This is a genomic window from Pseudomonas sp. RC3H12 (assembly GCF_018596375.1).
Taxonomy (GTDB): domain Bacteria; phylum Pseudomonadota; class Gammaproteobacteria; order Pseudomonadales; family Pseudomonadaceae; genus Aquipseudomonas.
The window spans coordinates 4843813-4868272 of record NZ_CP075595.1 but is presented as its reverse complement, the minus strand read 5'-3'; the positions used below and the strand labels follow the sequence as shown (position 1 = coordinate 4868272).

The following is a 24460-nucleotide window of genomic DNA, read 5'->3' as shown; positions in this document are numbered from 1 at the left end:
GTCATGCCTTGCGGCGCAGTATCAGCAGATGGCGCTGGCCCTGGCAACCTGGAACGGTCAGGGCCTGCTCGCTTTCCACTGTGAAGTCTGCGGGCAATGCTACCAGTTCATCGGCAGGATGCAGCCCCTTCATTGCAAGCCATTGCGTGCGGCTGTCACCCAGGTGGCGGGTCCAGTTGGTGAAATTCTCCATGCTGCTGAAGGCCCGGGAGACGATCCCGCAGAACGGCTGCTCGGGGTGGACCTCTTCCACCCGGCTGTGGATAACCGTGAGGTTGTCCAGTTTCAGCTCCATCTTCACCTGGGTGAGGAAGCGCGTCTTCTTGCCGTTGCTGTCGAGCACCGTCACCTGCTTGTGCGGATGCAGGATGGCCAGCGGTATGCCCGGCATGCCGCCGCCGCTGCCGACATCCAGCCAACGCTGGGTGTCGTTGTGGATAAACGGCATGACGCTGAGGCTGTCGAGCAAGTGACGCGAGACCATCTCGTCGGGGTCGCGCACGGCGGTCAGGTTGTAGGCCTTGTTCCATTTGATCAACAGGGCCAGGTAGCCCAGCAGCAGTTCGTGCTGCTGCGCGGTCAGCTCGACACCAAGCTGACGCGCACCTGTGGACAACTCTTCGGCATGTTGCGGGGTGACCGGTGAACTCAAGCGCTTTGCTCCAATTCGCGGCCTGCGCCGCGTTTTTTCAAGTGAATCAACAACAGGGAAATCGCCGCCGGGGTGACGCCGGGAATACGCGAAGCCTGGCCCAGGGTCTCTGGCCGGGTGTCGCCGAGCTTGCCCTGGATCTCCTTGGACAGCCCGGAGATGGTCGTGTAGTCGATATCCACAGGCAGACGCGTGTCCTCACTGGCGCGCAGGCGGGCAATCTCTTCCTGCTGACGGTCGATGTAGCCGGCGTACTTGGTCCTGATCTCGACCTGCTCGGCGACCTGTGGATCGATGTTCTCGCCGCCGGTTGCCTCGATCAGGCCAGCGTAGTCGATTTCAGGGCGGGCAAGCAGGTTGAGCAGGCTGTACTCATGCGCCAATGGCGTGCCGAACTTATCCACAATGGCCTGGCCTTGCGGCGTGTTCGGGCGCACCCAGGTACTTTTCAGGCGTTGTTCTTCTCGCTCGATGCCTTCGCGTTTGGCGCTGAAGGCCGCCCAGCGCTCATCGTCGATCAAGCCGAGTTCACGGCCCTTCTCGGTCAGGCGCAGGTCGGCGTTGTCTTCGCGCAGGATCAGCCGGTATTCGGCTCGCGAAGTGAACATGCGGTACGGCTCTTGGGTGCCGAGGGTGATCAGGTCGTCGACCAGCACGCCGATGTACGCCTCGTCGCGACGCGGGCACCAGCTTTCACGGCCCTGGGCGCGCAGCGCGGCGTTGGTCCCGGCCAGCAGGCCTTGGGCACCGGCTTCTTCGTAGCCGGTGGTGCCGTTGATCTGGCCTGCGAAGAACAGGCCGCCGATGACCTTGGTCTCGAGGCTGTACTTCAGGTCGCGTGGATCGAAGTAGTCGTACTCGATGGCATAGCCCGGGCGCACGATGTGGGCGTTCTCCATGCCGCGGATCGAGCGGACGATCTCGAGCTGCACGTCGAACGGCAACGACGTGGAAATACCGTTGGGGTACAGCTCATGGGTGGTCAGGCCTTCCGGCTCGATGAACACCTGGTGGCTTTCCTTGTCGGCGAAGCGATGGATCTTGTCCTCGATCGACGGGCAATAACGCGGGCCGATACCTTCGATCACCCCCGAGTACATCGGCGAACGGTCGAGGTTCGAGGCAATGATCTCGTGGGTGCGGGCGTTGGTGTGGGTAATCCAGCAGCTCACCTGACGCGGATGCATGTCGGCGTTGCCCATGAACGACATTACCGGGATCGGCGTATCGCCCGGTTGCTCGGTCATCACCGAGAAGTCCACCGAACGGCCATCGATGCGCGGCGGGGTTCCGGTTTTCAGCCGGCCGACACGCAGCGGCAATTCACGCATGCGGTTGGCCAGGGCATTGGCGGGCGGATCGCCCGCGCGGCCACCGGAATAGTTCTGCAAACCGATGTGGATAAGTCCGCCGAGGAAAGTCCCGCTGGTCAGTACCACGGAGTCGGCGAAGAACCGCAGGCCCATTTGCGTGACCACGCCCTTGACCTGGTCCTGCTCGACGATCAGGTCATCGCACGACTGCTGGAATATCCACAGGTTCGGCTGGTTTTCCAGGATTTCACGTACCACGGCCTTGTAGATGGCGCGGTCCGCCTGTGCGCGGGTGGCGCGTACCGCCGGGCCCTTGCGGTTGTTCAGAACGCGGAACTGGATGCCGCTCTTGTCGGTGGCCAGCGCCATCGCGCCGCCGAGCGCATCGATTTCCTTGACCAGGTGGCTCTTGCCAATGCCACCGATGGCCGGGTTGCAGCTCATGTGACCGAGGGTTTCCACGTTATGGGTCAGCAGCAGGGTTTTCACACCCATGCGTGCGGACGCAAGCGCAGCCTCGGTACCGGCATGGCCGCCGCCGATGACGATCACTTCAAAACGGGAAGGGAAATCCACCACGCACCTCGTGCCTGTTTTTGCGAATAGAGAAGGTAAGCCGACAAGTATAGGGACTTCCCGCCCTTCAAAGAAACCTTCTGAGCAAAATTTGACCAGGCTGTGGATGAGTGGCAGGTAAAAGAAAACAAAGAGGAAAAATTTAAAAAAGCTTTGTTTTTATGTTTATGTTTAGGCACCAACCTATCTGTGCATAAGTCTCTGCAGCCCATACATATCAATGTGTACAGAGAATCAAAACCCTGTGTCGAAGTGGCCCTGGGGGCTCTGGATACCGCTGTTTAACCTGTGGATGAATCATGCTGTTACCCACAGGCAGGTTTGTCCTCAGAAAAAAAGCCTGGTTATCAACGGAGCTGAGGTCGAGTTTTCCACAGAGCTTATCCAGGCGTGCGGGGCGCTGTTGATGAAATTTTTTCCGCGGCGTGTGTCGTCCTTGGTTGCTGGCCTGCTTGCAATGACCGGTACCAACACGAATCGCGGGCAAAAAAAAGCCGCTCCAAAGAGCGGCTTTGTTGCGAATCGAACCCTATGGGATCACTTGCCAATGCAGAAGCTGGAGAAAATCCGGCCCAGCAGGTCATCCGAGCTGAATGCTCCGGTAATTTCACCCAGCACTTGCTGTGCCTGGCGCAGATCCTCTGCAAGCAGCTCACCGGCACCGGCGAGGGTCAGCTGCGCACGGCCATGCTCGAGGTGGGCACTGGCCTGGCGTAGCGCCTCCAGGTGCCGGCGACGAGCGCTGAAGCTGCTTTCGGCGGTTTGTTCATAGCCCATGCAAGCCTTGAGATGCTCACGCAGCAGGTCCAGGCCCATGTCGTTGTCCCGGGCGCTGAGGGTGATGGTGACGTGCCCATCGTCGCTTTGCTCCAGGCCCACGACCTCACCACTGAGATCCGCCTTGTTGCGAATGAGGGTGACCTTGGCCACGTCGGGGCGCTGATCGAGAAACTCTGGCCACAAGGCAAACGGATCGCTGGCTTCCGGTGCCGTCGAATCGACCACCAGGAGCACACGGTCGGCCTCGGCGATGGCCTTGAGCGCTCGTTCCACACCGATCTTTTCCACATGGTCATCGGTGTCGCGCAAGCCTGCGGTGTCGACCACATGCAGCGGCATGCCGTCGATGTGGATATGTTCGCGGAGGATATCCCGGGTGGTGCCGGCGATATCGGTGACAATTGCCGCTTCACGCCCGGCCAACTGGTTGAGCAGGCTCGACTTGCCGGCGTTCGGCCGGCCTGCGATGACCACGGTCATGCCATCGCGAAGCAACGCGCCTTGCCCCGCTTCGCGCTGAACTGTGGATAACGTGTCACGCACCTCATCGAGCATGCGCAGCACATGGCCATCGGCAAGAAAGTCGATCTCTTCCTCTGGGAAGTCGATGGCGGCTTCGACATAGATGCGCAGGGCAATCAGAGCTTCGGTGAGGCCATGCACACGCTTGGAGAATGCCCCCTGCAGGGAACGCAAGGCATTGCGCGCAGCCTGCGTGGAGCTGGCTTCGATCAGGTCGGCGATTGCCTCGGCCTGGGCCAGGTCGAGCTTGTCGTTGAGGAACGCTCGCTCGCTGAATTCGCCTGGACGTGCCAGTCGGCAACCGAGCTGCAGGCAACGTTGCAGCAGCATGTCCATGACTACCGGGCCGCCGTGGCCCTGCAGCTCCAGCACATCTTCGCCGGTGAACGAGTTCGGCCCTGGGAAGAACAGTGCGATCCCTTCATCCAGCACCAGGCCATCGTCATCGCGGAACGGGCCGTAATGGGCATGCCGCGGGGTCAGCGTATTGCGCCCGGTGATGATTTGCCCGGCCTGGTGGGCCAGCGGGCCGGACAATCTGACGATGCCTACCCCGCCACGGCCCTGGGCGGTGGCGATGGCGGCAATGGTTTCACGCACTGTGTTCATGCTCGAACCTCTACAACGAATACGACAGATAGCAAAAACGCCCCAGGGGGGCGTTTTTGTTCACAGGCTAGCGTAGCAGCCCGTCAAGCGGCTGCGTTCTTGGTCGCAGCCTCGATACGACGAGTGATGTACCACTGCTGTCCGATCGACAGGCAGTTGTTCACAACCCAGTACAGCACCAGACCAGCCGGGAACCACAGGAAGAAGAAGGTGAAGATGATCGGCATCATTTTCATTACCTTCGCCTGCATAGGATCGGGCGGGGTCGGGTTCAGGCGCTGCTGGATGAACATGGTGGCACCCATGATGATCGGCAGGATGAAGAACGGATCCTTGATCGACAGGTCGGTGATCCACAGCATCCACGGGGCCTGGCGCATCTCGACACTTTCCAGCAGCACCCAGTACAGGGCCAGGAACACCGGCATTTGCACCAGGATCGGCAGACAGCCGCCCAGCGGATTGATCTTCTCTTTCTTGTACAGCTCCATCATCGCCTGGGACATCTTCTGGCGATCGTCACCGAAGCGTTCCTTGAGCTGGGCCAGTTTTGGCGCCACGGCACGCATGCGCGCCATCGAGCGGTAGCTGGCGGCCGACAGCGGGAAGAACAGGCCCTTGATCAACATGGTCAGGACGATGATCGACCAGCCCCAGTTGCCCAGCAGGCTGTGGATATGTTGCAGCAGCCAGAAGATCGGCTGGGCGATGAACCACAGGAAGCCGTAGTCGACGGTCAGTTCCAGGCCTGGGGACAACTCCTTGAGCTTGGACTGGATCTTCGGGCCGGCATACAGCATGGCGCTGGTTTCGACCTTGCCGCCGGCAGGGACGTTAAGCGCCGGGCCGGTATAGCCGATGATGTAGTTGCCCTGGCTGTCCTTGCGGGTCTGGACGGCGTTGTTGTCCGAGTGGGTCGGGATCCAGGCTGTCACGAAGTAGTGCTGCAGCCAGGCTACCCAGCCGCCAGTCACATTTTCTTTCAAACTACCCTTGTCGATGTCTTTCATCGACACTTTCTTGTACGGCTCGGAAGCTGTCCACAGGGCCGCGCCGAGGTAGGTGGCGGTACCGGTGGCGGTGCTCGACGACGGGTCGGAGCTGGCGTCACGCTTGAGCTGGGCAAACATGTTGCCGGTCCAGGCCTGGCTGCTCTGGTTGTCGATCAGGTAGCTGACGGTCAGGTCATACTCACCGCGCTTGAAGCTGAAGCGCTTGATGTAGTTGACGCCGTTCTCGCTGAACTTCAGATCGACCGACAGTTGGTCCTGGCCGTCGGCCAACTGGAAGCTCTTCTGCTCTGCGGCGTACAGCGGGCGACCAGTGGAACGGGCGTCCGGACCGTTGGCGCCGGTCAGGCCACTCTGGGCCAGATACACACGTTCACCACCGTTGTCGAACAGCTGGAACGGAATATCCGGATGATCCTGGCGACGTGGATACTTCGGCAGGGTCAGTTGGACGATGTCACCACCGACCGGGTCGATAGCCAGGTCCAGGACGTCGGTCTTGATCCGGATCAGGTCCTTGCTGAGCGCCACTGGCGCCAGTTCGGCTGGGCTGGATTCAGCATTGGCGCTCGGCACATCGGCGCTTGCACCGGAGTTGCCGGCCGGCACGGTGTCCGGCAGGGCCGGGGCAGCATTGCTGGCAGCAGCATTCTGAGTCGGCAGGGCAGCCTGGCCGTAGTCCTGGTTCCACTTGAGGACCATGACATAGGACACGATTGCCAGGGCGACGATCAGGATCGTGCGTTTAATATCCATGATTACTCGGCTATCGAAGAAGTTCGGGAGGAAGGAGCTGGTGGAACGGGATCGAAACCGCCGTCGTTCCACGGATGACAACGCCCCAGGCGACGAACGGCCAGCCACCCACCACGCAAGAGGCCATGGTTTTCAATGGCTTCATAGGCGTAACAGGAACAGCTGGGATAGAAACGACAGTGACTGGCCATCAGTGGACTGATGGCGTAACGGTAAAACTGGATCGGAACGAGGGCCAGTTTACGCATCGTGACTGTCTACCCCTGCGGAATTGGCGACCGCTGGAGAGGGCCGACTGCGGACCAGTCGCTTCCAGAGCTTGCCAAAGTGTTGGTGCAATTCTGGGTTTTCCACTTCGCCCAACCCCTTGCGCGCGACGATCACGATGTCCAGGCCAGCCAACAGCTGCTGGTTCAGGCGAAACGAATCGCGCATCAGGCGTTTCAGGCGATTGCGTTGAACGGCGAGCTTGACGCTCTTCTTGCCGATCACCAGGCCTAGGCGCGGATGATCGAGGCCGTTCTCGCGGGCAAGGATAAGCAGGTTTTTCCCTGGAACCTTGCCGGTTGGGGAGTCGAAGACCGCTTTGAAATGCCGGGGTGTAAGCAGTCGCTTTTCCCGACTGAAGTCCTGACTCACCACCTGTGCCGAAAAATCAAATTGCCAGACGCTTACGGCCTTTGGCACGGCGACGCGACAGAACGGCACGGCCGTTCTTGGTAGCCATACGGGCACGGAAACCGTGGGTGCGGGCGCGCTTGATGGTGCTTGGTTGGAAAGTACGTTTCATGGCGTGTTACCTGGGTTGGTCGACAACGGGCCGGAAGGGCCCCCTTTTTAAGAGATCGGCGATTCTAGAGAAAGCAAGGCAATAGGTCAATTTCCAACCAGCCATTCCTTATGGAAGGTCGAATCAGGGTAGATCGAATCTCCCTCGAACGATGGCCGTTTGCCCGCGTGGACAAAACGCAGGCAAACAGAAAAAACAAAGAGGCATATAAAAAGCTTTTTTGAAGAACTTATAGATCTTAGCTGGGCAACCTTCTGTGGATAAGTGCCTCAAGGTCACGTTTTACGAGCTGTACAGAGATCCACAACCTTGTCGGTAAAGGGTGCTCTGTCTGTGCGGGTCGTGAGGACAACCTGTGGAGTGAATGGCAGTTTATCCACAGCAGTTTTATCCACAGACCTCAGCCCAGGGTTGTGCATAGACCACAAGTGCGCTTATCCACAGGGTTTATCAACACTGCTTGCGTGATGTAAGCGTCAGTTTTTGGCGGTTTTACCGTGATCGCGATCGCCACCACGTGTGGATAACTGGTCGCCTGCCCGGTACAATGGCGGTTTGTTTTGCCTCATCCGGCTTTCAACTCAGGGGATATCCGTGTCAGTGGAACTTTGGCAGCAGTGCGTGGAGCTTCTGCGCGATGAACTGCCTGCCCAGCAATTCAACACCTGGATCCGTCCGCTACAGGTCGAAGCCGAAGGCGACGAGTTGCGCGTCTATGCGCCCAACCGCTTCGTGCTTGATTGGGTCAACGAGAAGTACCTTGGCCGCCTGCTCGAACTGCTGGGTGAACAGGGCAGCGGCATTGCTCCCGCGCTTTCCTTGTTGATAGGCAGCCGTCGCAGTTCCGCAGCGCGTGCTGCCCCCAACGCACCTGTCAGCGCCGCCGTTGCCGCAACCCTTGCGCAGCAGACGCAGGTGCAGCCTTCGGTGGTTGCGGTTCAGCATGCGAACACGCCAGCGGTCGAGCCAACTCAGGCCGCCGAGGTCGAAGAGCCCTCGAGCCGCGACAGCTTCGACAGCATGAGCGACACCACCACGGCCCCGAAGGCCAACGGGCGTACCGAGCAGCGCACGGTGCAGGTCGAAGGTGCCTTGAAGCACACCAGCTACCTGAACCGTACCTTCACCTTCGAGACCTTCGTCGAGGGTAAATCCAACCAGCTGGCCCGCGCCGCGGCCTGGCAGGTCGCCGACAACCCCAAGCATGGTTACAACCCGCTCTTCCTTTATGGGGGCGTGGGCCTGGGTAAGACCCACTTGATGCACGCTGTGGGTAACCACCTGCTGAAAAAGAATCCGAATGCCAAGGTGGTCTACCTGCATTCCGAGCGCTTCGTGGCCGACATGGTCAAGGCGCTGCAACTGAACGCGATCAATGAGTTCAAGCGTTTCTATCGCTCGGTCGATGCGCTGCTGATCGATGACATTCAGTTCTTCGCCCGCAAGGAGCGCTCGCAGGAAGAGTTTTTCCACACCTTCAACGCCCTGCTCGAAGGTGGCCAGCAGGTGATCCTCACCAGTGACCGCTACCCGAAGGAAATCGAAGGCCTGGAAGAGCGCCTGAAGTCGCGTTTCGGCTGGGGGCTGACGGTCGCCGTCGAGCCACCGGAGCTGGAAACCCGTGTGGCCATCCTTATGAAGAAGGCCGACCAAGCCAAGGTCGAGTTGCCGCACGATGCCGCCTTCTTCATCGCCCAGCGTATCCGCTCCAATGTGCGTGAACTGGAAGGCGCCCTGAAACGGGTGATTGCCCACTCGCACTTCATGGGCCGCGACATCACCATCGAGCTGATCCGCGAGTCGCTCAAGGACTTGTTGGCGCTGCAGGACAAGTTGGTCAGTGTGGATAACATCCAGCGCACGGTGGCCGAGTACTACAAGATCAAGATCTCCGATCTGTTGTCCAAGCGTCGCTCGCGCTCGGTGGCGCGGCCACGGCAGGTAGCGATGGCGTTGTCGAAAGAGTTGACCAACCACAGTCTGCCGGAGATCGGCGACATGTTCGGCGGTCGTGACCACACCACCGTGTTGCACGCTTGCCGCAAGATCAATGAATTGAAGGAATCCGACGCGGACATCCGCGAGGACTACAAGAACCTGCTGCGTACGCTGACGACCTGATGACCGTCTGCGCAGCTATTTGAAGGCAAGGGACTAGACCATGCATTTCACCATTCAACGCGAAGCCCTGTTGAAACCCCTGCAACTGGTCGCAGGCGTCGTCGAGCGCCGCCAGACCTTGCCGGTTCTGTCCAACGTCCTGCTGGTCGTGCAAGGCCAGCAGCTGTCGTTGACCGGTACCGACCTGGAAGTCGAACTGGTTGGCCGCGTACAGCTGGAAGAACCGGCTGAACCGGGCGAGATCACCGTCCCGGCGCGCAAGCTGATGGACATCTGCAAGAGCCTGCCCAGTGATGTGCTGATCGACATCAAGGTCGACGAGCAGAAGTTGCTGGTCAAGGCCGGTCGCAGCCGTTTCACCCTTTCCACTTTGCCGGCCAATGACTTCCCGACCGTGGAAGAAGGCCCAGGCTCGCTGACCTGCCAGCTTGAGCAGAGCAAACTGCGCCGCCTGATCGAGCGCACCAGCTTCGCCATGGCCCAGCAGGACGTGCGCTACTACCTCAACGGCATGCTGCTGGAAGTATCCCCCGGCACCTTGCGTGCCGTGGCCACCGATGGCCATCGCCTGGCGCTGTGCGCCATGCAGGCACCGATCGATCAAGCTGATCGTCATCAGGTCATCGTGCCGCGCAAAGGTATCCTGGAGCTGGCGCGCCTGCTGACAGACCCGGAAGGCATGGTCAGCATCGTTCTGGGCCAGCATCACATTCGTGCCACCACCGGTGAATTCACTTTCACCTCCAAGCTGGTGGACGGCAAGTTCCCGGACTACGAGCGCGTTCTGCCTAAAGGTGGCGACAAGCTGGTGATCGGCGACCGTCAGGCACTGCGCGAAGCGTTCAGCCGCACCGCGATCCTGTCCAACGAGAAGTACCGCGGCATTCGCCTGCAACTGGCCGCTGGCCAACTGAAAATCCAGGCCAACAACCCGGAACAGGAAGAAGCGGAAGAAGAGATCAGCGTCGACTACAACGGCAGCTCGTTGGAGATCGGTTTCAACGTCAGCTACCTGCTGGACGTGCTGGGTGTGATGACCACAGAGCAAGTTCGCCTGATTCTGTCGGACTCCAACAGCAGCGCCCTGTTGCAGGAAGCCGGCAATGACGACTCGTCCTACGTTGTCATGCCGATGCGTCTGTAACCCGTAGCAGGCGACATGTCCCTTCGACGTCTCTCGGTCACCGCGGTGCGCAACCTGCACCCGGTGACCCTCTCACCCTCCCCTCGCATCAACATCCTTTACGGCGCCAACGGCAGCGGCAAGACCAGCGTGCTCGAAGCTGTGCATCTGCTCGGTCTTGCGCGCTCATTCCGCAGCACCCGGCTGAACCCGGTGATCCAGTACGACCAGCCGACCTGCACGGTGTTCGGCCAGGTTGAATTGGCCGAGGGCGGTATGAGCAACCTTGGTGTGTCGCGGGAGCGCCAGGGGGACTTCACCATTCGCATCGATGGACAGAACGCGCGCAGCGCCGCGCAACTGGCAGAGATGCTGCCGTTGCAGTTGATCAACCCAGACAGTTTCCGGCTGCTCGAAGGTGCGCCAAAAGTGCGCCGACAGTTCCTCGATTGGGGCGTGTTCCACGTGGAACCCCGCTTCATGGCCACCTGGCAGCGCCTGCAGAAGGCCCTGCGGCAGCGGAACTCATGGCTCCGGCATGGTACACTGGACGCCGTTTCGCAAGCCGCCTGGGATCGAGAGTTATGTCTCGCCAGTGCGGAGATAGATGAATACCGTCGCAACTATATCAAGGCCTTGAAGCCTGTCTTCGAGCAGACCCTGAGCGAACTGGTCGAACTGGACGGGCTGACCCTGAGCTATTACCGAGGCTGGGACAAGGACCGGGAACTCAATGAAGTTCTCGCCGCCTCCCTGCTTCGCGATCAGCAGATGGGCCACACCCAGGCCGGGCCACAGCGTGCTGATCTGCGCCTTCGATTGGGCGCGAACAATGCGGCCGACATTCTTTCGCGTGGGCAGCAGAAGTTGGTGGTCTGCGCCCTGCGCATTGCACAGGGGCACCTGGTCAGCCAGGTTCGTCGCGGTCAGTGTATTTATCTGGTGGATGACTTGCCGTCCGAGCTGGACGAGCAGCACCGCCGCGCCCTGTGCCGCTTGCTTGAAGAATTGAACTGCCAGGTGTTCATCACCTGTGTAGACCACGAATTACTGAGGGAAGGCTGGCAGACGGAAACGCCAGTTGCCTTGTTCCACGTGGAACAAGGCCGTATCACCCAGACCCACGACCATCGGGAGTGAAGGCATGAGCGAAAATCAAACGTACGACTCCTCCAGCATTAAAGTGCTGAAAGGGCTGGATGCCGTACGCAAACGTCCCGGCATGTACATTGGCGACACCGATGACGGCAGCGGCCTGCACCACATGGTGTTCGAGGTGGTCGACAACTCGATCGACGAAGCCCTGGCCGGGCATTGCGATGACATTACCGTCATCATTCATCCGGACGAATCCATCAGCGTTCGTGACAACGGCCGTGGTATTCCGGTCGATGTGCATAAAGAAGAAGGCGTTTCGGCAGCAGAGGTCATCATGACCGTGCTGCACGCCGGCGGTAAGTTCGATGACAACTCCTACAAGGTGTCCGGCGGTCTGCACGGTGTAGGTGTCTCGGTAGTGAATGCTTTGTCGGAGCAGCTGGTGCTCACCGTTCGTCGTAGCGGTAAGATCTGGGAACAGACCTACGTCCATGGCGTGCCCCAAGCGCCTATGGCGGTGGTGGGTGACAGCGAAACCACCGGTACCCACATTCACTTCAAACCTTCGGCTGAAACTTTCAAGAACATCCACTTCAGCTGGGACATCCTCGCCAAGCGTATCCGCGAGCTGTCGTTCCTGAACTCCGGCGTCGGTATCCTGTTGAAGGATGAGCGCAGCGGCAAGGAAGAGTTCTTCAAGTACGAGGGTGGCCTGCGTGCTTTCGTTGAGTACCTGAATACCAACAAGACGCCGGTCAACTCCCAGGTCTTCCACTTCAACGTCCAGCGTGAAGATGGCGTGGGTGTTGAAATTGCCCTGCAGTGGAACGACAGCTTCAACGAAAACCTGCTGTGCTTCACCAACAACATTCCCCAGCGCGATGGTGGTACCCACCTGGTCGGCTTCCGCTCCTCGCTTACCCGTAGCCTGAACAGCTATATCGAGCAGGAAGGCCTGGCGAAAAAGAACAAGGTTGCCACCACCGGTGACGACGCTCGCGAAGGCTTGACCGCGATCATTTCGGTCAAGGTGCCGGATCCGAAGTTCAGTTCGCAGACCAAGGACAAGCTGGTTTCCTCGGAGGTGAAGACCGCCGTGGAACAGGAGATGAACAAGTACTTCGCCGACTTCCTGTTGGAAAACCCCAACGAGGCCAAGGCCGTGGTCGGCAAAATGATCGATGCCGCACGTGCCCGTGAAGCGGCGCGTAAAGCACGCGAGATGACTCGTCGTAAAGGTGCCTTGGATATCGCTGGTCTGCCGGGCAAACTGGCCGATTGCCAGGAGAAAGACCCTGCCCTTTCCGAACTGTACCTGGTGGAGGGTGACTCCGCGGGTGGTTCGGCCAAGCAAGGCCGCAATCGTCGCACTCAGGCGATCCTGCCGCTGAAGGGTAAGATCCTCAACGTCGAGAAGGCACGCTTCGACAAGATGATCTCCTCGCAGGAGGTTGGCACGCTGATCACCGCACTGGGCTGTGGCATCGGGCGCGAAGAGTACAACATCGACAAGCTGCGCTATCACAACATCATCATCATGACCGATGCTGACGTCGACGGTTCGCACATCCGTACCCTGCTGCTGACCTTCTTCTTCCGCCAACTGCCGGAGCTGGTCGAGCGTGGCTACATCTACATCGCTCAGCCACCGCTGTACAAGGTGAAGAAAGGCAAGCAGGAGCAGTACATCAAGGACGATGAGGCCATGGAAGAATACATGACCCAATCGGCCCTGGAAGATGCCAGCCTGCACCTGGATGAAGCAGCGCCAGCGGTCTCTGGTGTTCAGCTACAGGCACTGGTCAACGAGTTCCGCGGTGTGATGAAAACGCTGAAGCGTCTGTCGCGCCTGTATCCGGAAGAGCTGACCGAGAACTTCATCTACCTGCCAAAAGTTACCGTCGAGCAATTGGCTGACAAGGCGCAGATGGATGATTGGCTCAAGGCGTTCCAGCAGCGCCTGGACAACAGCCAGCGTTCTGGTTTGGCCTACAAGGCTGACTTGCACGAGGACAAGGAACGTAATATCTGGCTGCCGGTGGTGGAAACCACCTCCCACGGCTTGGCCAGCTACGTCACTTTCAACCGTGATTTCTTCGGCAGCAATGACTACCGCAGCGTCGTCGCCCTCGGCGAAAAACTCGGTACGTTGTTGGGTGAAGGTGCATACGTTCAGCGCGGTGAGCGCCGCAAGGCGGTCACCGAGTTCAAGGAAGCCCTCGACTGGCTGATGAACGAGAGCACCAAGCGCCACACCATCCAGCGATACAAAGGGCTGGGTGAGATGAACCCGGACCAGCTGTGGGAAACCACCATGGACCCGACTGTGCGCCGCATGCTCAAGGTAACTATCGAGGACGCCATCGCCGCCGACCAACTGTTCAACACCTTGATGGGTGATGCAGTCGAGCCGCGTCGCGACTTCATCGAAAGTAACGCGCTGTCGGTATCGAACCTGGACTTCTGATAAGCGGGCAGTAACAGAAAGCCAATCCCCAGGGATTGGCTTTTTTTTGCCTTCACGAATGTTCCACGTGGAACTACGAAATCCCCAAGGCCTTTAGTCGACGGTACAACGTACGCTCACTCATCCCAAGATGTTCAGCCAACTCACTTCGAGAGCCGTTAAAGGTTTCCAAGGCATGGGCCAGATCCGCCATCTTGTTCCTTCCGCGTCTGCGGTTAACAGACTGCGTTGTAGTCGAATGGATCTCCTCCGGGAGATGCTCCGGGCGAATAAGTCCATCATCAGCAAACAATCGCGCCCGCTCTAGTATGTTTCTGAGCTCGCGAATGTTGCCTGGGAAGGTATGAAGAACGAGGCGTTCGAGTGCCTCGGGGCTAACCTTGGGCGCGTGCTTGCCGGCCATACGTTGCAATAGGCTCTCACAGAGCAACGGCAAATCCTCGACTCTTTCGCGTAGCGATGGCAGGCGAATCGGGAAACCGCTGATGCGGTAGTAGAGGTCTTCGCGGAAGGTCCCTTCAACGGCCATCTCCTTCAATGGCTTGTGGGTGGCTGAGACCAGACGGAAGTCTGAATGGACCGTGCGCGTGCTGCCGACCGGACGGAAGCTTCCGGATTCGATCAGACGTAGCAACTTCACTTGCATGGCCAGCGGCACCTCACCGATCTCATCGAGGAACAGTGTTCCACCGTGAGCCGCTTCGGCCAGGCCGATCTTGCGCTGGGTCGCGCCGGTGAAAGCCCCCTTCTCATAGCCGAACAACTCACTCTCGAACAGTGATTCGGTCAGCCCGGTGCAGTCCACCACCACCAAGGGGCCATTGGCCCGGGGACTGCCCAGGTGCAATGCCCGTGCGAAAAGCTCCTTCCCCGTCCCGGATTCACCCTGGAGCAGGACCGGGATCTGCGCGGGGGCGGCACGTTGCAGACTGGAAACGGCGCTCTTGAAGGACGGAGCCCGGCCGACCAAGCCCTGTTGTTGAGGTTGTGCCGATGCCAGGGTGACGCTGGTCAGCCGCTCGACGAACGCTACCACCCTGCCCTCGCCGTCGAGGATCGGACGCAGTTCCACATCTACATGTTCTGGCCCGCGTGGTGTGTGATGGATGTGCAGGACGCGCTCGGGCACCTTGCTGTCCAGCGATTTTCGCAGCGGGCAGTGCTCACCCGCCTGGTCGCAGGGAACGGCGTAGTGATGGGAAACCCGATGACACTTATCGCCGATTGGCGCGTGTTCCGCGTTGCCGAACTGGCGACGGTAGGCGGCGTTGGCGGCGAGGATGTTGTAGTCGGTGTCCAGCACGATGCTGGGCAGCACATCGTGTTCAAGGTAGGACACCAGCGCGATGATCGCGGGATGGGAAGCGGCTAGCATGACAGCACCAAATGGAGGACCTGGCGAGCGTAGCAAGGACTGCCAATCACTGCCATCGGCTGACAGTCGACTGCCAGGAACTGTCACCTGTGGGTTGCTGGAATGAGGGCTGCTGCTCGCCCTTCACCACACGAGACCGCTCTTACAGGGGGAAGGCGTCTATCTGAAAGGCTGGCATGCATCTTGATAAAGCACCTTCAACTGCCTATGCCTTCAAGGAGGCTTGGGATAACTGGAGAGTGCAATGATCATCGGCAACAACCTTCACGTCGAAGAGTTCTTCGACAAGGCGACCTGGACCATCAGCTACCTGGTCATGGATGACGAGACGCGGCAATGCGCGCTGATCGACAGCGTGCTGGATTACGACCCCAAGTCCGGGCGTACCTGCACCGATTCGGCGGACAAGCTGATCGCCCGCGTCGAGGAGCTGGATGCCAAGGTGCAATGGATCCTGGATACCCATGTGCACGCCGACCATCTGTCCGCGGCGGCCTACCTCAAGGCCCGGCTGGGCGGCAGCATCGCGATCGGTGCGCAGATCACTCAGGTACAGAAAGTCTTCGGCACCCTGTTCAACGCCGAGCCGGGCTTTGCTCGCGACGGCAGCCAGTTCGACGTTCTGTTCGAAGATGAAGAAGGATTCCGCATTGGCAACCTGCATGCCCGTGCCCTGCACACCCCTGGGCATACCCCAGCGTGCATGAGCTATATGATCGAGGATGCGGGTGAGACCGCCGTGTTCGTCGGCGACACCTTGTTCACTCCTGACTATGGCACCGCCCGTTGCGACTTCCCGGGCGCTAGCGCAAGAACCCTGTACAAGTCGATCCGTCGCCTGCTCGCCTTCCCGGACCAGACCCGGCTGTTCATGTGCCACGACTACCTGCCTGGTGGCCGTGAGCTGTGCTTCGTCACCACCGTGGCCGAGCAACGCGCCGACAACATCCATATTCATCAAGGAGTCAGCGAAGACAGCTTCGTGCAGATGCGCGAAGCCCGTGACAAGACCCTCGACATGCCCGTGCTGATCTTGCCGTCGGTGCAGATCAACATGCGCAGCGGGCAATTCCCCGAACCTGAAGAAAACGGTGTGAGCTACCTGAAGATCCCGCTGAACAAGCTGTAAGCCACGCCGTACCCATAACGAGATTTCCAAGGAACACCGCCATGCCTGCCCTGCCCCCTGCCGATTCCTCCCGTGCCGACCACCACAAGGTGGTGATCGTCGGCGCCGGTGCCGCCGGTATCGCCACCGCCTCCAGCCTGATCGCCCGTGATCCTTCGCTGGATATTGCCCTGATCGACCCCGCCGATGTGCACTACTACCAGCCAGGCTGGACCATGGTCGGTGCTGGTGTGTTCAAGGCGTCGAGTACCGCCCACACCATGGCCGCCACCCTGCCCCGCGATGTGCGCTGGATCAAGGCGCGGGTGGACGGCTTCGACCCCCAGGGCCAACTGGTGCTGCTCGAGGGTGGTCGCGCTGTCAGTTATGAACAGCTGGTGGTCTGCCCGGGTTTGAAGCTCGATTGGAATGCCATCGAAGGCTTGAGTGAGACCCTTGGGCGCAACGGTGTCACCTCCAACTACCGCTATGACCTGGCACCCTATACCTGGCAACTGGTGCAGGACCTCAAGCAGGGGCGCGCCCTCTTCACCCAGCCGCCGATGCCGATCAAGTGCGCCGGGGCGCCGCAGAAGGCGCTGTACCTGTCGTGTGACCACTGGCTGCGCAGCGGCCACCTGGGCAACGTGAGGGCCAGCTTCTTCAATGCCGGCGCGGTGCTGTTCGGTGTGCCGGACTATGTGCCGGCGCTGATGAGCTACATCGACAAGTACGGCGTCGACCTGAACTATCAGCATCGCCTGACGGCGGTGGATGGCGCGAACAAGCGCGCCACGTTCGTGCGCACCCTCCCCGACGGCAGTACCGAGACCCGCGTCGAAGCCTTCGACATGCTGCATGTGGTTCCACCTCAGGTGGCGCCTGATTTCATCCGCCAGAGCCCACTGGCTGATGCGGCGGGTTGGGTGGATGTCGATCCGCATACCTTGCGCCATCGCCAGTTTGGCAATATCCATGCTCTGGGCGACGTGGCCAACACCACCAATGCCAAGACCGCCGCTGCCGCCCGCAAGCAGGCACCGGTGGTGGCCAACAATGTGCTGGTGGCGCTTGGCCGGCTCGCGACCCTCGCGCAATACGATGGCTATGGCTCCTGCCCGCTGACAGTGGAGCGTGGCAAGATCGTCCTGGCCGAGTTCACCTACGGCGGCAAGCTGGCACCGAGCTTCCCGCGTTGGCTGCTCGATGGCCGCAGGCCAACCCGCCTGGCTTGGCTGCTCAAGGCGCAGATCCTGCCGCCGCTGTACTGGAAAGCCATGCTCAAGGGCCGCGAGTGGCTGGCCCGGCCGCAACCCTTGGTGGTCGAGGCGCAACAGTGATCGAGCAACAACTGCTGGGCGCCGGGCTTGGCGCGATCATTGGCGCGGTGTTGGCGTTGACCGGCGCCGGTGGCGGTATCCTCGCGGTACCGCTGCTGGTGTTTGGCCTGGGGCTGAGCATGGTCGAGGCGGCCCCGATCGGTCTGCTGGCCGTGGGGTTGGCGGCGGCAGTCGGTGCAGTGCTCGGCCTGCGCCAGGGGCTGGTGCGCTACCGGGCGGCCCTGTTCATCGCGCTGATCGGGATTGCCTGCGCGCCGTTGGGCCTGATGCTCGCTCACCGTGTGCCCAACCTACCTTTGGCCTTGGTTTTCGCCGGGGTGTTGGTGTACGCCTGTTTGCGAGTCTGGCGCAAGGCAGCACGGGAGCTGCGCGGCGAGTCACCTTGCGGCGAACGGGAGATCATGCCTTGCGTGCTCAACCCGTTGCAGGGGCGCTTGCGCTGGACTCTCCCCTGCGCCCGCGCGCTGGCGTTTACCGGAATGTTGTCGGGGTTGCTGTCTGGCCTGCTGGGCGTCGGTGGCGGCTTCGTGATCATTCCGGCCTTGAACCGCTACACCAACCTGAACATGAAAAGCATCGTCGCCACTTCGCTGGCGGTGATCGCCCTGGTTTCCACCGGCAGTGTGGTCAGCGCCAGCGTGGCGGGCGTGATGCATTGGTGGGTCGGCGCACCGTTCGCCGCAGGGGCGGTGCTGGGTTTGCTGCTGGCGCGGCCATTGGCGAGCAAGCTGGCCGGTCCGCGCCTGCAGCAGCTGTTCGCCATGGTGGGCTGCGGCGCCGCCGTGCTGCTCGCCGGCAAGGCACTACTCGGCTAGCAATTCTTCCTGCTGGGCGGCGCACAGCGCCAGCAGGTAATCCCACACCACCCGCAGGCGCACCGACTTGTGCAGCTCGCGGCGGGTACAGATCCAGTAGCTGCGCTGGATTGTCTCGCTGGGCAGTACGCGTACCAGCTTCGGATCGTGTCGGGCCATGTAGTTGGGCAGCACGGCGATACCCAGCCCGGCCTGGGCGGCGTGCTGCTGGGCGATCACGCTGGTGCTTCTGAACACCACGTTGGGCGCGCGGCAGAAGCTGTTGAGGAACAGCAGTTCCTGACTGAACAGCAGGTCGTCGACGTAGCCGATCCAGTTGTGCCGGGCCAGATCTTCGCGGGTGTTGAGCGACGGCGCCTGATTCAGGTAGTCCTGGCTGGCGTACAGGGCCAGACGGTAGTCGGTGAGCTTGCGGGTGATCAGCAGGTCGGCGTTGGGCCGTTCCAGGTGAATGCTGATCTCGGCTTCGCGGTTGAGGATACTGACGAACCGCGGCACCGCCACCAGTTCCACCTCCAGCCCTGGGTAACGCTGGAACAGTGCCTTCATGCGCGGAGTGAAGAACATGATACCGATGCCTTCGGTCACGCCAAGGCGGATCTTGCCCAGCGGCGTGATGGCCTGGGTGATTTCTTCCTGCGCAAGCAGGGCAACGTTCTCCATGGCTTCGGCGTGCTTGAGCAGGGCCTGGCCGGAGGGGGTGAGTTCATAGCCCTGGGCGTGCTGCACGAATAGCGCGGTGCCCAGGTGCTTCTCGATGCTCTCGATATGCCGGGCGACGGTGCTGTGGGTAGTGTTGAGGCGCTTGGCGGCGCTGAGCAGGCGGCCGCTACGCTGCAACTCGAGGAAAAACCGCAGATCGTTCCAGTCGAACATGGGCGTCCTTGGATGTGCTGGCTGTTGAAGCCATGCGGGGCAAGCCCGCCCCCACAATCGGATAGTCGCTGTGCTAAAACGCACAACGGCTGCGCGAAATCTCGTGTTTCCTCCGCGAAATTAATCAATAAGATGGATCGGGACAAGAATAATAATCAGGCGCGAGGTTGCACATGCCATCAGCCGATCCTGTCTACGACTATGTGGTCGTGGGTGCCGGTCCCGCCGGTTGCCTGCTGGCCAATCGCTTGTCCGCCGATCCATCCTGCCGGGTGTTGCTGCTCGAGGCGGGCGGGCGTGACAACTATCCCTGGATTCATATCCCCGTCGGTTACCTTTACTGCATCGGCAATCCACGCACCGACTGGTGCATGAAGACCGAGGCCCAGCCTGGGCTGAACGGGCGTTCCCTGGGCTATCCGCGGGGCAAGGTGCTGGGTGGCTGTTCGTCCATCAACGGCATGATCTACATGCGCGGCCAGGCTGCCGACTACGACCTTTGGGCCGAGCAAGGCAACGAGGGCTGGGCATGGAAGGATGTGCTGCCTCTGTTCAAGGCCAGCGAGAGCCACCATGCCGGTGCTAGCGACAGCCATGGCGCCGACGGTGAATGGCGGGTCGAGCAGCAGCGCTACAGCTGGCCGATCCTCGATGCCTTTCGCGACGCGGCCGAACAAAGCGGCATCGCCAGGATCGACGACTTCAATACGGGCGACAACGCCGGCTGTGGATACTTTCAGGTCAACCAGCGCAATGGTGTGCGCTGGAACTCGGCCAAGGCGTTTCTCAGGCCCATCCTCAAGCGAGCAAACCTGACTGTGCTGACCGGCGTGCAGGTCGACCAGGTTGTGCTCGGCAACACACGCGCCCGGGCTGTAAGGGCACTGTGGCAAGGTGCATGGCATGAGTTCGCGGCACGCCGCGAGATTATTCTCTGCGCAGGTTCGGTCGGTTCACCCGGTATCCTGCAGCGCTCGGGGATCGGCCCACGCAAATTGCTCGAAGGATTGGGCATCGCGGTGCGCCACGACATGCCTGGCGTCGGTGGCAACCTGCAGGACCATCTGCAGCTGCGGTTGATCTACCAGATCCAGAACACGCGCACCCTCAACCAGATGGCCAACAGCCTGTGGGGCAAGCTGGGCATGGGCCTGCGCTATGCATACGACCGCAGTGGACCACTGGCCATGGCGCCGAGTCAGTTGGGCGCCTTCGCCCGTTCGAGCCCAGAGCAAGAGACCGCCAATCTTCAGTATCACGTCCAGCCCTTGTCGCTGGAGCGCTTCGGCGAGCCGCTGCACCGGTTCCCGGCCTTCACCGCGTCGGTATGCAACCTGCGCCCGGCCAGCCGGGGGCGGATCGATATCCGCTCGGCGGACATGAGCGTCGCGCCGCTGATCGACCCCAACTACCTCAGCGCCTCCGAGGACCTGCGTGTGGCTGCCGACGCCATCCGCCTTACCCGGCGCATCGTCCAGGCCCCTGCCCTGGCCGCCTTCGAACCCCGCGAGTACCTGCCAGGCCATGCCCTGCAGAGCGAAGAAGACCTGCACCAGGCCGCCGGCCAGATCGGCACCACCATCTTCCACCCGGTAGGTACCTGCCGCATGGGCAGTGGAGCGCTCGATGTTGTGGATAACCAGCTGCGCGTGCACGGCATTCCGGGCCTGCGTGTGGCGGATGCCTCGATCATGCCGCAGATAGTCTCCGGCAATACCTGTTCACCCACGTTGATGATTGCCGAAAAGGCGGCGCAACTGATCCTCAAGGGGGCCAACACTCAGACCAACCTCAGCGACAGCAACGCGATACCGACGCCCTGAACCGGGTGTGTGCAACAGCGGCAGCGCGGTCAGCGGCTGCCGGCAGTGGAACAACAAGAATAATCACTGTGGCCCCAAGGGCCGAGGACAGCAACGATGTCGGATTACATCCAGGAACAGGGCGCGGTGGCGAGCAGCCCGAGCCGCCGTGAGGAACGCAAGATCATTTTCGCGTCATCCCTCGGGACAGTGTTCGAGTGGTATGACTTCTTTCTCTATGGCGCCTTGGCGGCGGTGATCAGCAAGCAGTTCTTTGCAGGGGTCAACGACACTACCGCGTTCATCTTTGCCTTGATGGCCTTCGCCGCCGGTTTCCTGGTGCGCCCGTTCGGCGCCTTGGTGTTCGGCCGTCTGGGGGACATGATCGGGCGCAAGTACACCTTCCTGGTGACCATCGTACTGATGGGCCTCTCGACCTTCGCCGTCGGTCTGCTGCCCACCTATGCCAGCATTGGTATCGCCGCGCCCATCATCCTCGTCATACTGCGCATGCTCCAGGGCCTGGCGCTGGGCGGCGAGTACGGCGGCGCGGCCACTTACGTGGCCGAACACGCGCCGCCCGGCAAGCGCGGTTTCCACACCGGCTTCATCCAGTCCACCGCCACACTCGGTCTGCTGTTGTCGTTGATCGTGGTCCTGGCCAGCCGCTACATCAGTGGTGATCAGTTCGAGACCTGGGGCTGGCGCCTGCCGTTCCTGCTGTCTATCGTGTTGCTGGCGATCTCCACCTGGATCCGCATGAGCATGCACGAGTCGCCAGCATTCGTGAAAATGAAAGCCCAGGGCAAGATCAGCAAGTCGCCGATCCGCGAATCGTTCACCTCCTGGCCGAACCTCAAGGTGGTCCTGACCGCGCTGTTCAGCATCAACGCTGGGCAAGCGGTGACCTTCTACACCGCACAGTTCTACGTGCTGTTCTTCATGACCCAGATGCTCAAGATGGACCCGGCACAGGCCAATACCCTGTTGATCATCAGCGTGGTGATCGGCGCGCCGTTCTTCGTGTTCTTCGGCTGGCTGTCGGACCGTATCGGGCGCAAGCCAATACTCATGGTCGGGCTGTTGCTGGCCACCGTGTGCTACTTCCCGATGTTCAAGGCGCTGAGCCATTACGCCAATCCGCAGATCGACGCCGCCAGCCGGGAAGCGCCCATCGTCGTCAGCGCCAACCCGCAAGGCTGCACCTTCCAGTTCGACCCGGTGGGCAAGGCCCGTTTCGACAGCCCCTGCGACAAGGTAAAGACCTTCCTGGTCAAACAGGGCCTGCCCTACAGCTCGGTTGAGGCTGCCGGCAGCGAAGTGCAGGTGAGTATCGGCGACAAAACCATCAACGGCTTCGACGAGGCGGCCATGCGCAGCGCCATCGAAGCGGCTGGCTATCCGGCCAAGGCGGACCCGGCGCATGTGAATCAGGTGATGGTGGTGGTGTTGATCGTTGCCATGATCCTGATCGCCACCATGACCTACGGGCCACTGGCGGCGGTAATGGTCGAACTGTTCCCGACGCGAATCCGCTATACCTCGATGTCCCTGCCCTACCACATCGGCAACGGCTGGTTCGGTGGGTTCCTGCCAACGGTATCGTTCGCGTTGGTGGTGTATACCGGGGATATCTTCTATGGGCTTTGGTACCCGGTGCTGATTACTGGGGTGAGCCTGTTGGTGGGGATCTTCTGCCTGAAAGAGACCAAGGACGTGGATATCGATAAGGTCTGAGGTGGCCGGGGCTGCTTTGCAGCCCTTTCGCCGCCAAGCGGCCCCAACCTGCGGCTTCACGGGCACAAAAAAACCGGCGTAAAAGCCGGTTTTTTTATAGCGCGAAAAAACTTATGCACGATTTTCGCAAAAACGTCATACATGGAAATAAACAGCTAATTCAATCACTTAGCATATCTTGACGATCATCCATGCAAAACTTGCTAACAAGTTATCCACAGATCGTCAGGCTGGCTGCTGCTCCGGGTTTTCCGCCAGCGGCGGCAGCGAACCCATGGCACGCTGGGTCGCTTCGTTCCAGGCCTGGGCGCGGTCGTTCAGCTCAGCGATGGCACGTGGGCCAGTGCCCACTGCATACATCGGTTCACCGATCACCACCTCGATAGTTCCTGGGCGCTTGCCCCAGCCTTCACGCGGCCAGAACTTGCCGGCGTTGTGGGCAATCGGCAGTACCGGCAGTCCGGCGTTGACCGCCAGGGCGGTACCGCCGCGGGAAAACTTGCCGATCTGGCCATGGGGCACGCGGGTGCCTTCGGGGAAGATCAGTACCCAGGTGCCCTGCTTGAGCAGCTCGTCGCCCTGGCTGGCGACCTGGCGCAGCGCTTCCTTGGGATTCTTGCGATCAATGGCGATCGGCCGCAGCATGGCCATGGCCCAACCGAAGAACGGCACGTACAGCAGTTCGCGCTTGAGCACCTGGCTAAGCGGCGAGAAATACGCGGAGAGCAGGAAGGTTTCCCAGGTGCTCTGGTGGTTCGACAGGATCACGCAGGGTACTTTCGGCACGTTCTCGGCACCGGTGATCTTGTAGTCGATGCCCAGGACCGTGCGCACCAAAAACAACGCACAGCGACACCAGTACACGTTGATGAACTTGTAGCGCTTGGGGAACGGCAGGAAGGGCGCGACGAAGAAGCTCAGCGAGCACCACAGCAGCGAACTGGTGCCCAACAGCAGGTAAAAAAGAAAGATTCTGATCGCCTGCAGGATCGACATAGTGGCATGTACCGTTGCGGGGCGTGCCCGCCTAATGAAAAGTGCGCCGTTCCTGGCGCACTCATTTAAATAAGTTCTCTGGCGATGGCTGCCAGATCGTCGAAAATCAGTGTAGTTTGCGGGACGCCTTTTTCCAGGCTCCTCTCGCCCTTGCCGGTTTTAACCAGCACGGGTTGTGCATCGACGGCCAGGGCCGCGTCCAGGTCACCTTTGCTGTCACCGACGAACCATACGCCAGCCAGTGGCACCTGGTAGTGCTCGGCAATCGCCAGCAGCATGCCGGGCTTGGGCTTGCGGCAATCGCAGCCTGCGTCCGGGCCATGCGGGCAATGCACGATCAGGCCGACCTCGCCGCCCTGCTCGGCCACCAGGGCGCGCAGGCGCGCATGCATGGCCTCGAGGGTTTCCGGCGAATAGTAGCCGCGGGCAATGCCGGACTGGTTGGTGGCCACGGCCACCGTCCAGCCCGCCTTGCTCAACTGCGCGATAGCCTCGATCGAGCCGGGAATGGGGACCCACTCCTCCAGCGACTTGATATAGGCGTCGGAGTCGTGGTTGATCACTCCGTCTCGATCAAGAATCAGCAGTTTCAAC

The 24460-nt window shown here is 60.8% G+C and carries 20 protein-coding genes; 9 read left to right on the top strand and 11 right to left on the bottom strand.

The window, feature by feature from the left end:
* Position 1 precedes the first annotated feature (1 nt).
* The 7 genes from rsmG to rpmH form a co-directional block, all read right to left on the bottom strand.
* Complete coding sequence (gene rsmG / locus KHO27_RS22285) at positions 2-652, bottom strand: 16S rRNA (guanine(527)-N(7))-methyltransferase RsmG (protein WP_110696878.1); 651 nt, start codon at positions 650-652, stop codon at positions 2-4.
* Positions 649-2541 carry a tRNA uridine-5-carboxymethylaminomethyl(34) synthesis enzyme MnmG gene (gene mnmG / locus KHO27_RS22280; protein ID WP_102683386.1) on the bottom strand — a complete coding sequence of 631 codons (1893 nt, stop codon included), beginning with the start codon at positions 2539-2541 and terminating at the stop codon, positions 649-651. Before mnmG ends, rsmG begins: the two co-directional genes overlap by 4 nt.
* A 537-nt stretch (positions 2542-3078) precedes the next feature.
* Entirely contained in the window at positions 3079-4452 is a 1374-nt protein-coding gene (mnmE, locus tag KHO27_RS22275) for a tRNA uridine-5-carboxymethylaminomethyl(34) synthesis GTPase MnmE (protein ID WP_214500784.1), read from the bottom strand.
* Positions 4453-4535: 83 nt separating this feature from the next.
* Positions 4536-6218: a membrane protein insertase YidC gene (yidC, locus tag KHO27_RS22270; RefSeq protein WP_038707083.1), complete on the bottom strand. Its 1683-nt coding sequence runs from the start codon at positions 6216-6218 to the stop codon at positions 4536-4538.
* A 2-nt stretch (positions 6219-6220) separates the two neighbouring features.
* On the bottom strand, positions 6221-6466 hold the full coding sequence (gene yidD, locus KHO27_RS22265) for a membrane protein insertion efficiency factor YidD (RefSeq protein WP_011536514.1): 246 nt from the start codon (positions 6464-6466) through the stop codon (positions 6221-6223).
* Entirely contained in the window at positions 6459-6860 is a 402-nt protein-coding gene (gene rnpA / locus KHO27_RS22260; RefSeq protein WP_102683383.1) for a ribonuclease P protein component, read from the bottom strand. Before rnpA ends, yidD begins: the two co-directional genes overlap by 8 nt.
* Positions 6861-6873: 13 nt before the next feature.
* The gene (gene rpmH / locus KHO27_RS22255) at positions 6874-7008 is read right to left on the bottom strand and encodes a 50S ribosomal protein L34 (protein ID WP_003253163.1); all 135 of its coding nucleotides are present in this window, start codon (positions 7006-7008) and stop codon (positions 6874-6876) included.
* 594 nt (positions 7009-7602) lie between these two features.
* Between rpmH and dnaA the strand changes: the two genes are divergently transcribed.
* Genes dnaA through gyrB form a run of 4 tightly spaced genes read left to right on the top strand, consistent with a single transcriptional unit; the run spans position 7603 to position 13817 of the window.
* Complete coding sequence (dnaA, locus tag KHO27_RS22250; RefSeq protein ID WP_214500783.1) at positions 7603-9129, top strand: chromosomal replication initiator protein DnaA; 1527 nt, start codon at positions 7603-7605, stop codon at positions 9127-9129.
* A gap of 40 nt (positions 9130-9169) precedes the next feature.
* Positions 9170-10273: a DNA polymerase III subunit beta gene (gene dnaN, locus KHO27_RS22245; protein WP_102683381.1), complete on the top strand. Its 1104-nt coding sequence runs from the start codon at positions 9170-9172 to the stop codon at positions 10271-10273.
* Positions 10274-10288: 15 nt separating this feature from the next.
* Positions 10289-11392 carry a DNA replication/repair protein RecF gene (recF, locus tag KHO27_RS22240; RefSeq protein WP_214500782.1) on the top strand — a complete coding sequence of 368 codons (1104 nt, stop codon included), beginning with the start codon at positions 10289-10291 and terminating at the stop codon, positions 11390-11392.
* Positions 11393-11396: 4 nt separating this feature from the next.
* The gene (gyrB, locus tag KHO27_RS22235; RefSeq protein ID WP_110696882.1) at positions 11397-13817 is read left to right on the top strand and encodes a DNA topoisomerase (ATP-hydrolyzing) subunit B; all 2421 of its coding nucleotides are present in this window, start codon (positions 11397-11399) and stop codon (positions 13815-13817) included.
* Positions 13818-13890: 73 nt separating this feature from the next.
* On the opposite strand, the gene KHO27_RS22230 is transcribed toward gyrB, so the two are convergent.
* Positions 13891-15192: a sigma-54 interaction domain-containing protein gene (locus KHO27_RS22230; RefSeq protein ID WP_198754083.1), complete on the bottom strand. Its 1302-nt coding sequence runs from the start codon at positions 15190-15192 to the stop codon at positions 13891-13893.
* Between the two features lie 244 nt (positions 15193-15436).
* Between KHO27_RS22230 and KHO27_RS22225 the strand changes: the two genes are divergently transcribed.
* Genes KHO27_RS22225 through KHO27_RS22215 form a run of 3 tightly spaced genes read left to right on the top strand, consistent with a single transcriptional unit; the run spans position 15437 to position 18455 of the window.
* A complete protein-coding gene (locus tag KHO27_RS22225; RefSeq protein WP_110696887.1) occupies positions 15437-16321 on the top strand; it encodes an MBL fold metallo-hydrolase in 885 nt (294 codons plus the stop codon).
* A gap of 41 nt (positions 16322-16362) precedes the next feature.
* Complete coding sequence (locus KHO27_RS22220; RefSeq protein ID WP_214500781.1) at positions 16363-17640, top strand: NAD(P)/FAD-dependent oxidoreductase; 1278 nt, start codon at positions 16363-16365, stop codon at positions 17638-17640.
* Positions 17637-18455, top strand: a complete 819-nt coding sequence (locus KHO27_RS22215; protein ID WP_110696891.1) for a sulfite exporter TauE/SafE family protein — start codon at positions 17637-17639, stop codon at positions 18453-18455. The genes KHO27_RS22220 and KHO27_RS22215 overlap by 4 nt, the downstream gene beginning before the upstream one ends.
* Here KHO27_RS22215 and KHO27_RS22210 read toward each other — a convergent pair.
* Complete coding sequence (locus tag KHO27_RS22210; RefSeq protein ID WP_102683375.1) at positions 18444-19331, bottom strand: LysR family transcriptional regulator; 888 nt, start codon at positions 19329-19331, stop codon at positions 18444-18446. The two genes, KHO27_RS22215 and KHO27_RS22210, sit on opposite strands and share 12 nt — an antisense overlap.
* 173 nt (positions 19332-19504) lie before the next feature.
* Between KHO27_RS22210 and KHO27_RS22205 the strand changes: the two genes are divergently transcribed.
* Positions 19505-21154: a GMC family oxidoreductase gene (locus KHO27_RS22205; protein WP_214500780.1), complete on the top strand. Its 1650-nt coding sequence runs from the start codon at positions 19505-19507 to the stop codon at positions 21152-21154.
* Positions 21155-21250: 96 nt separating this feature from the next.
* Entirely contained in the window at positions 21251-22870 is a 1620-nt protein-coding gene (locus tag KHO27_RS22200; RefSeq protein ID WP_110696897.1) for an MFS transporter, read from the top strand.
* A gap of 225 nt (positions 22871-23095) precedes the next feature.
* On the opposite strand, the gene KHO27_RS22195 is transcribed toward KHO27_RS22200, so the two are convergent.
* The gene (locus KHO27_RS22195; RefSeq protein ID WP_102683373.1) at positions 23096-23866 is read right to left on the bottom strand and encodes a lysophospholipid acyltransferase family protein; all 771 of its coding nucleotides are present in this window, start codon (positions 23864-23866) and stop codon (positions 23096-23098) included.
* Between the two features lie 65 nt (positions 23867-23931).
* A complete protein-coding gene (gene gmhB / locus KHO27_RS22190; RefSeq protein WP_110696899.1) occupies positions 23932-24459 on the bottom strand; it encodes a D-glycero-beta-D-manno-heptose 1,7-bisphosphate 7-phosphatase in 528 nt (175 codons plus the stop codon).
* Between the last annotated feature and the right edge of the window lies 1 nt (position 24460).

Coding starts and splice junctions, on each gene's coding strand:
- mnmE (WP_214500784.1), bottom strand. CDS start 4,452: ATGAACACAGTGCGTGAAACCATTGCCGCCATCGCCACCGCCCAGGGC.
- yidC (WP_038707083.1), bottom strand. CDS start 6,218: ATGGATATTAAACGCACGATCCTGATCGTCGCCCTGGCAATCGTGTCC.
- yidD (WP_011536514.1), bottom strand. CDS start 6,466: ATGCGTAAACTGGCCCTCGTTCCGATCCAGTTTTACCGTTACGCCATC.
- rpmH (WP_003253163.1), bottom strand. CDS start 7,008: ATGAAACGTACTTTCCAACCAAGCACCATCAAGCGCGCCCGCACCCAC.
- dnaN (WP_102683381.1), top strand. CDS start 9,170: ATGCATTTCACCATTCAACGCGAAGCCCTGTTGAAACCCCTGCAACTG.
- recF (WP_214500782.1), top strand. CDS start 10,289: ATGTCCCTTCGACGTCTCTCGGTCACCGCGGTGCGCAACCTGCACCCG.
- gyrB (WP_110696882.1), top strand. CDS start 11,397: ATGAGCGAAAATCAAACGTACGACTCCTCCAGCATTAAAGTGCTGAAA.
- KHO27_RS22230 (WP_198754083.1), bottom strand. CDS start 15,192: ATGCTAGCCGCTTCCCATCCCGCGATCATCGCGCTGGTGTCCTACCTT.
- KHO27_RS22225 (WP_110696887.1), top strand. CDS start 15,437: ATGATCATCGGCAACAACCTTCACGTCGAAGAGTTCTTCGACAAGGCG.
- KHO27_RS22220 (WP_214500781.1), top strand. CDS start 16,363: ATGCCTGCCCTGCCCCCTGCCGATTCCTCCCGTGCCGACCACCACAAG.
- KHO27_RS22210 (WP_102683375.1), bottom strand. CDS start 19,331: ATGTTCGACTGGAACGATCTGCGGTTTTTCCTCGAGTTGCAGCGTAGC.
- KHO27_RS22205 (WP_214500780.1), top strand. CDS start 19,505: ATGCCATCAGCCGATCCTGTCTACGACTATGTGGTCGTGGGTGCCGGT.
- KHO27_RS22200 (WP_110696897.1), top strand. CDS start 21,251: ATGTCGGATTACATCCAGGAACAGGGCGCGGTGGCGAGCAGCCCGAGC.
- KHO27_RS22195 (WP_102683373.1), bottom strand. CDS start 23,866: ATGTCGATCCTGCAGGCGATCAGAATCTTTCTTTTTTACCTGCTGTTG.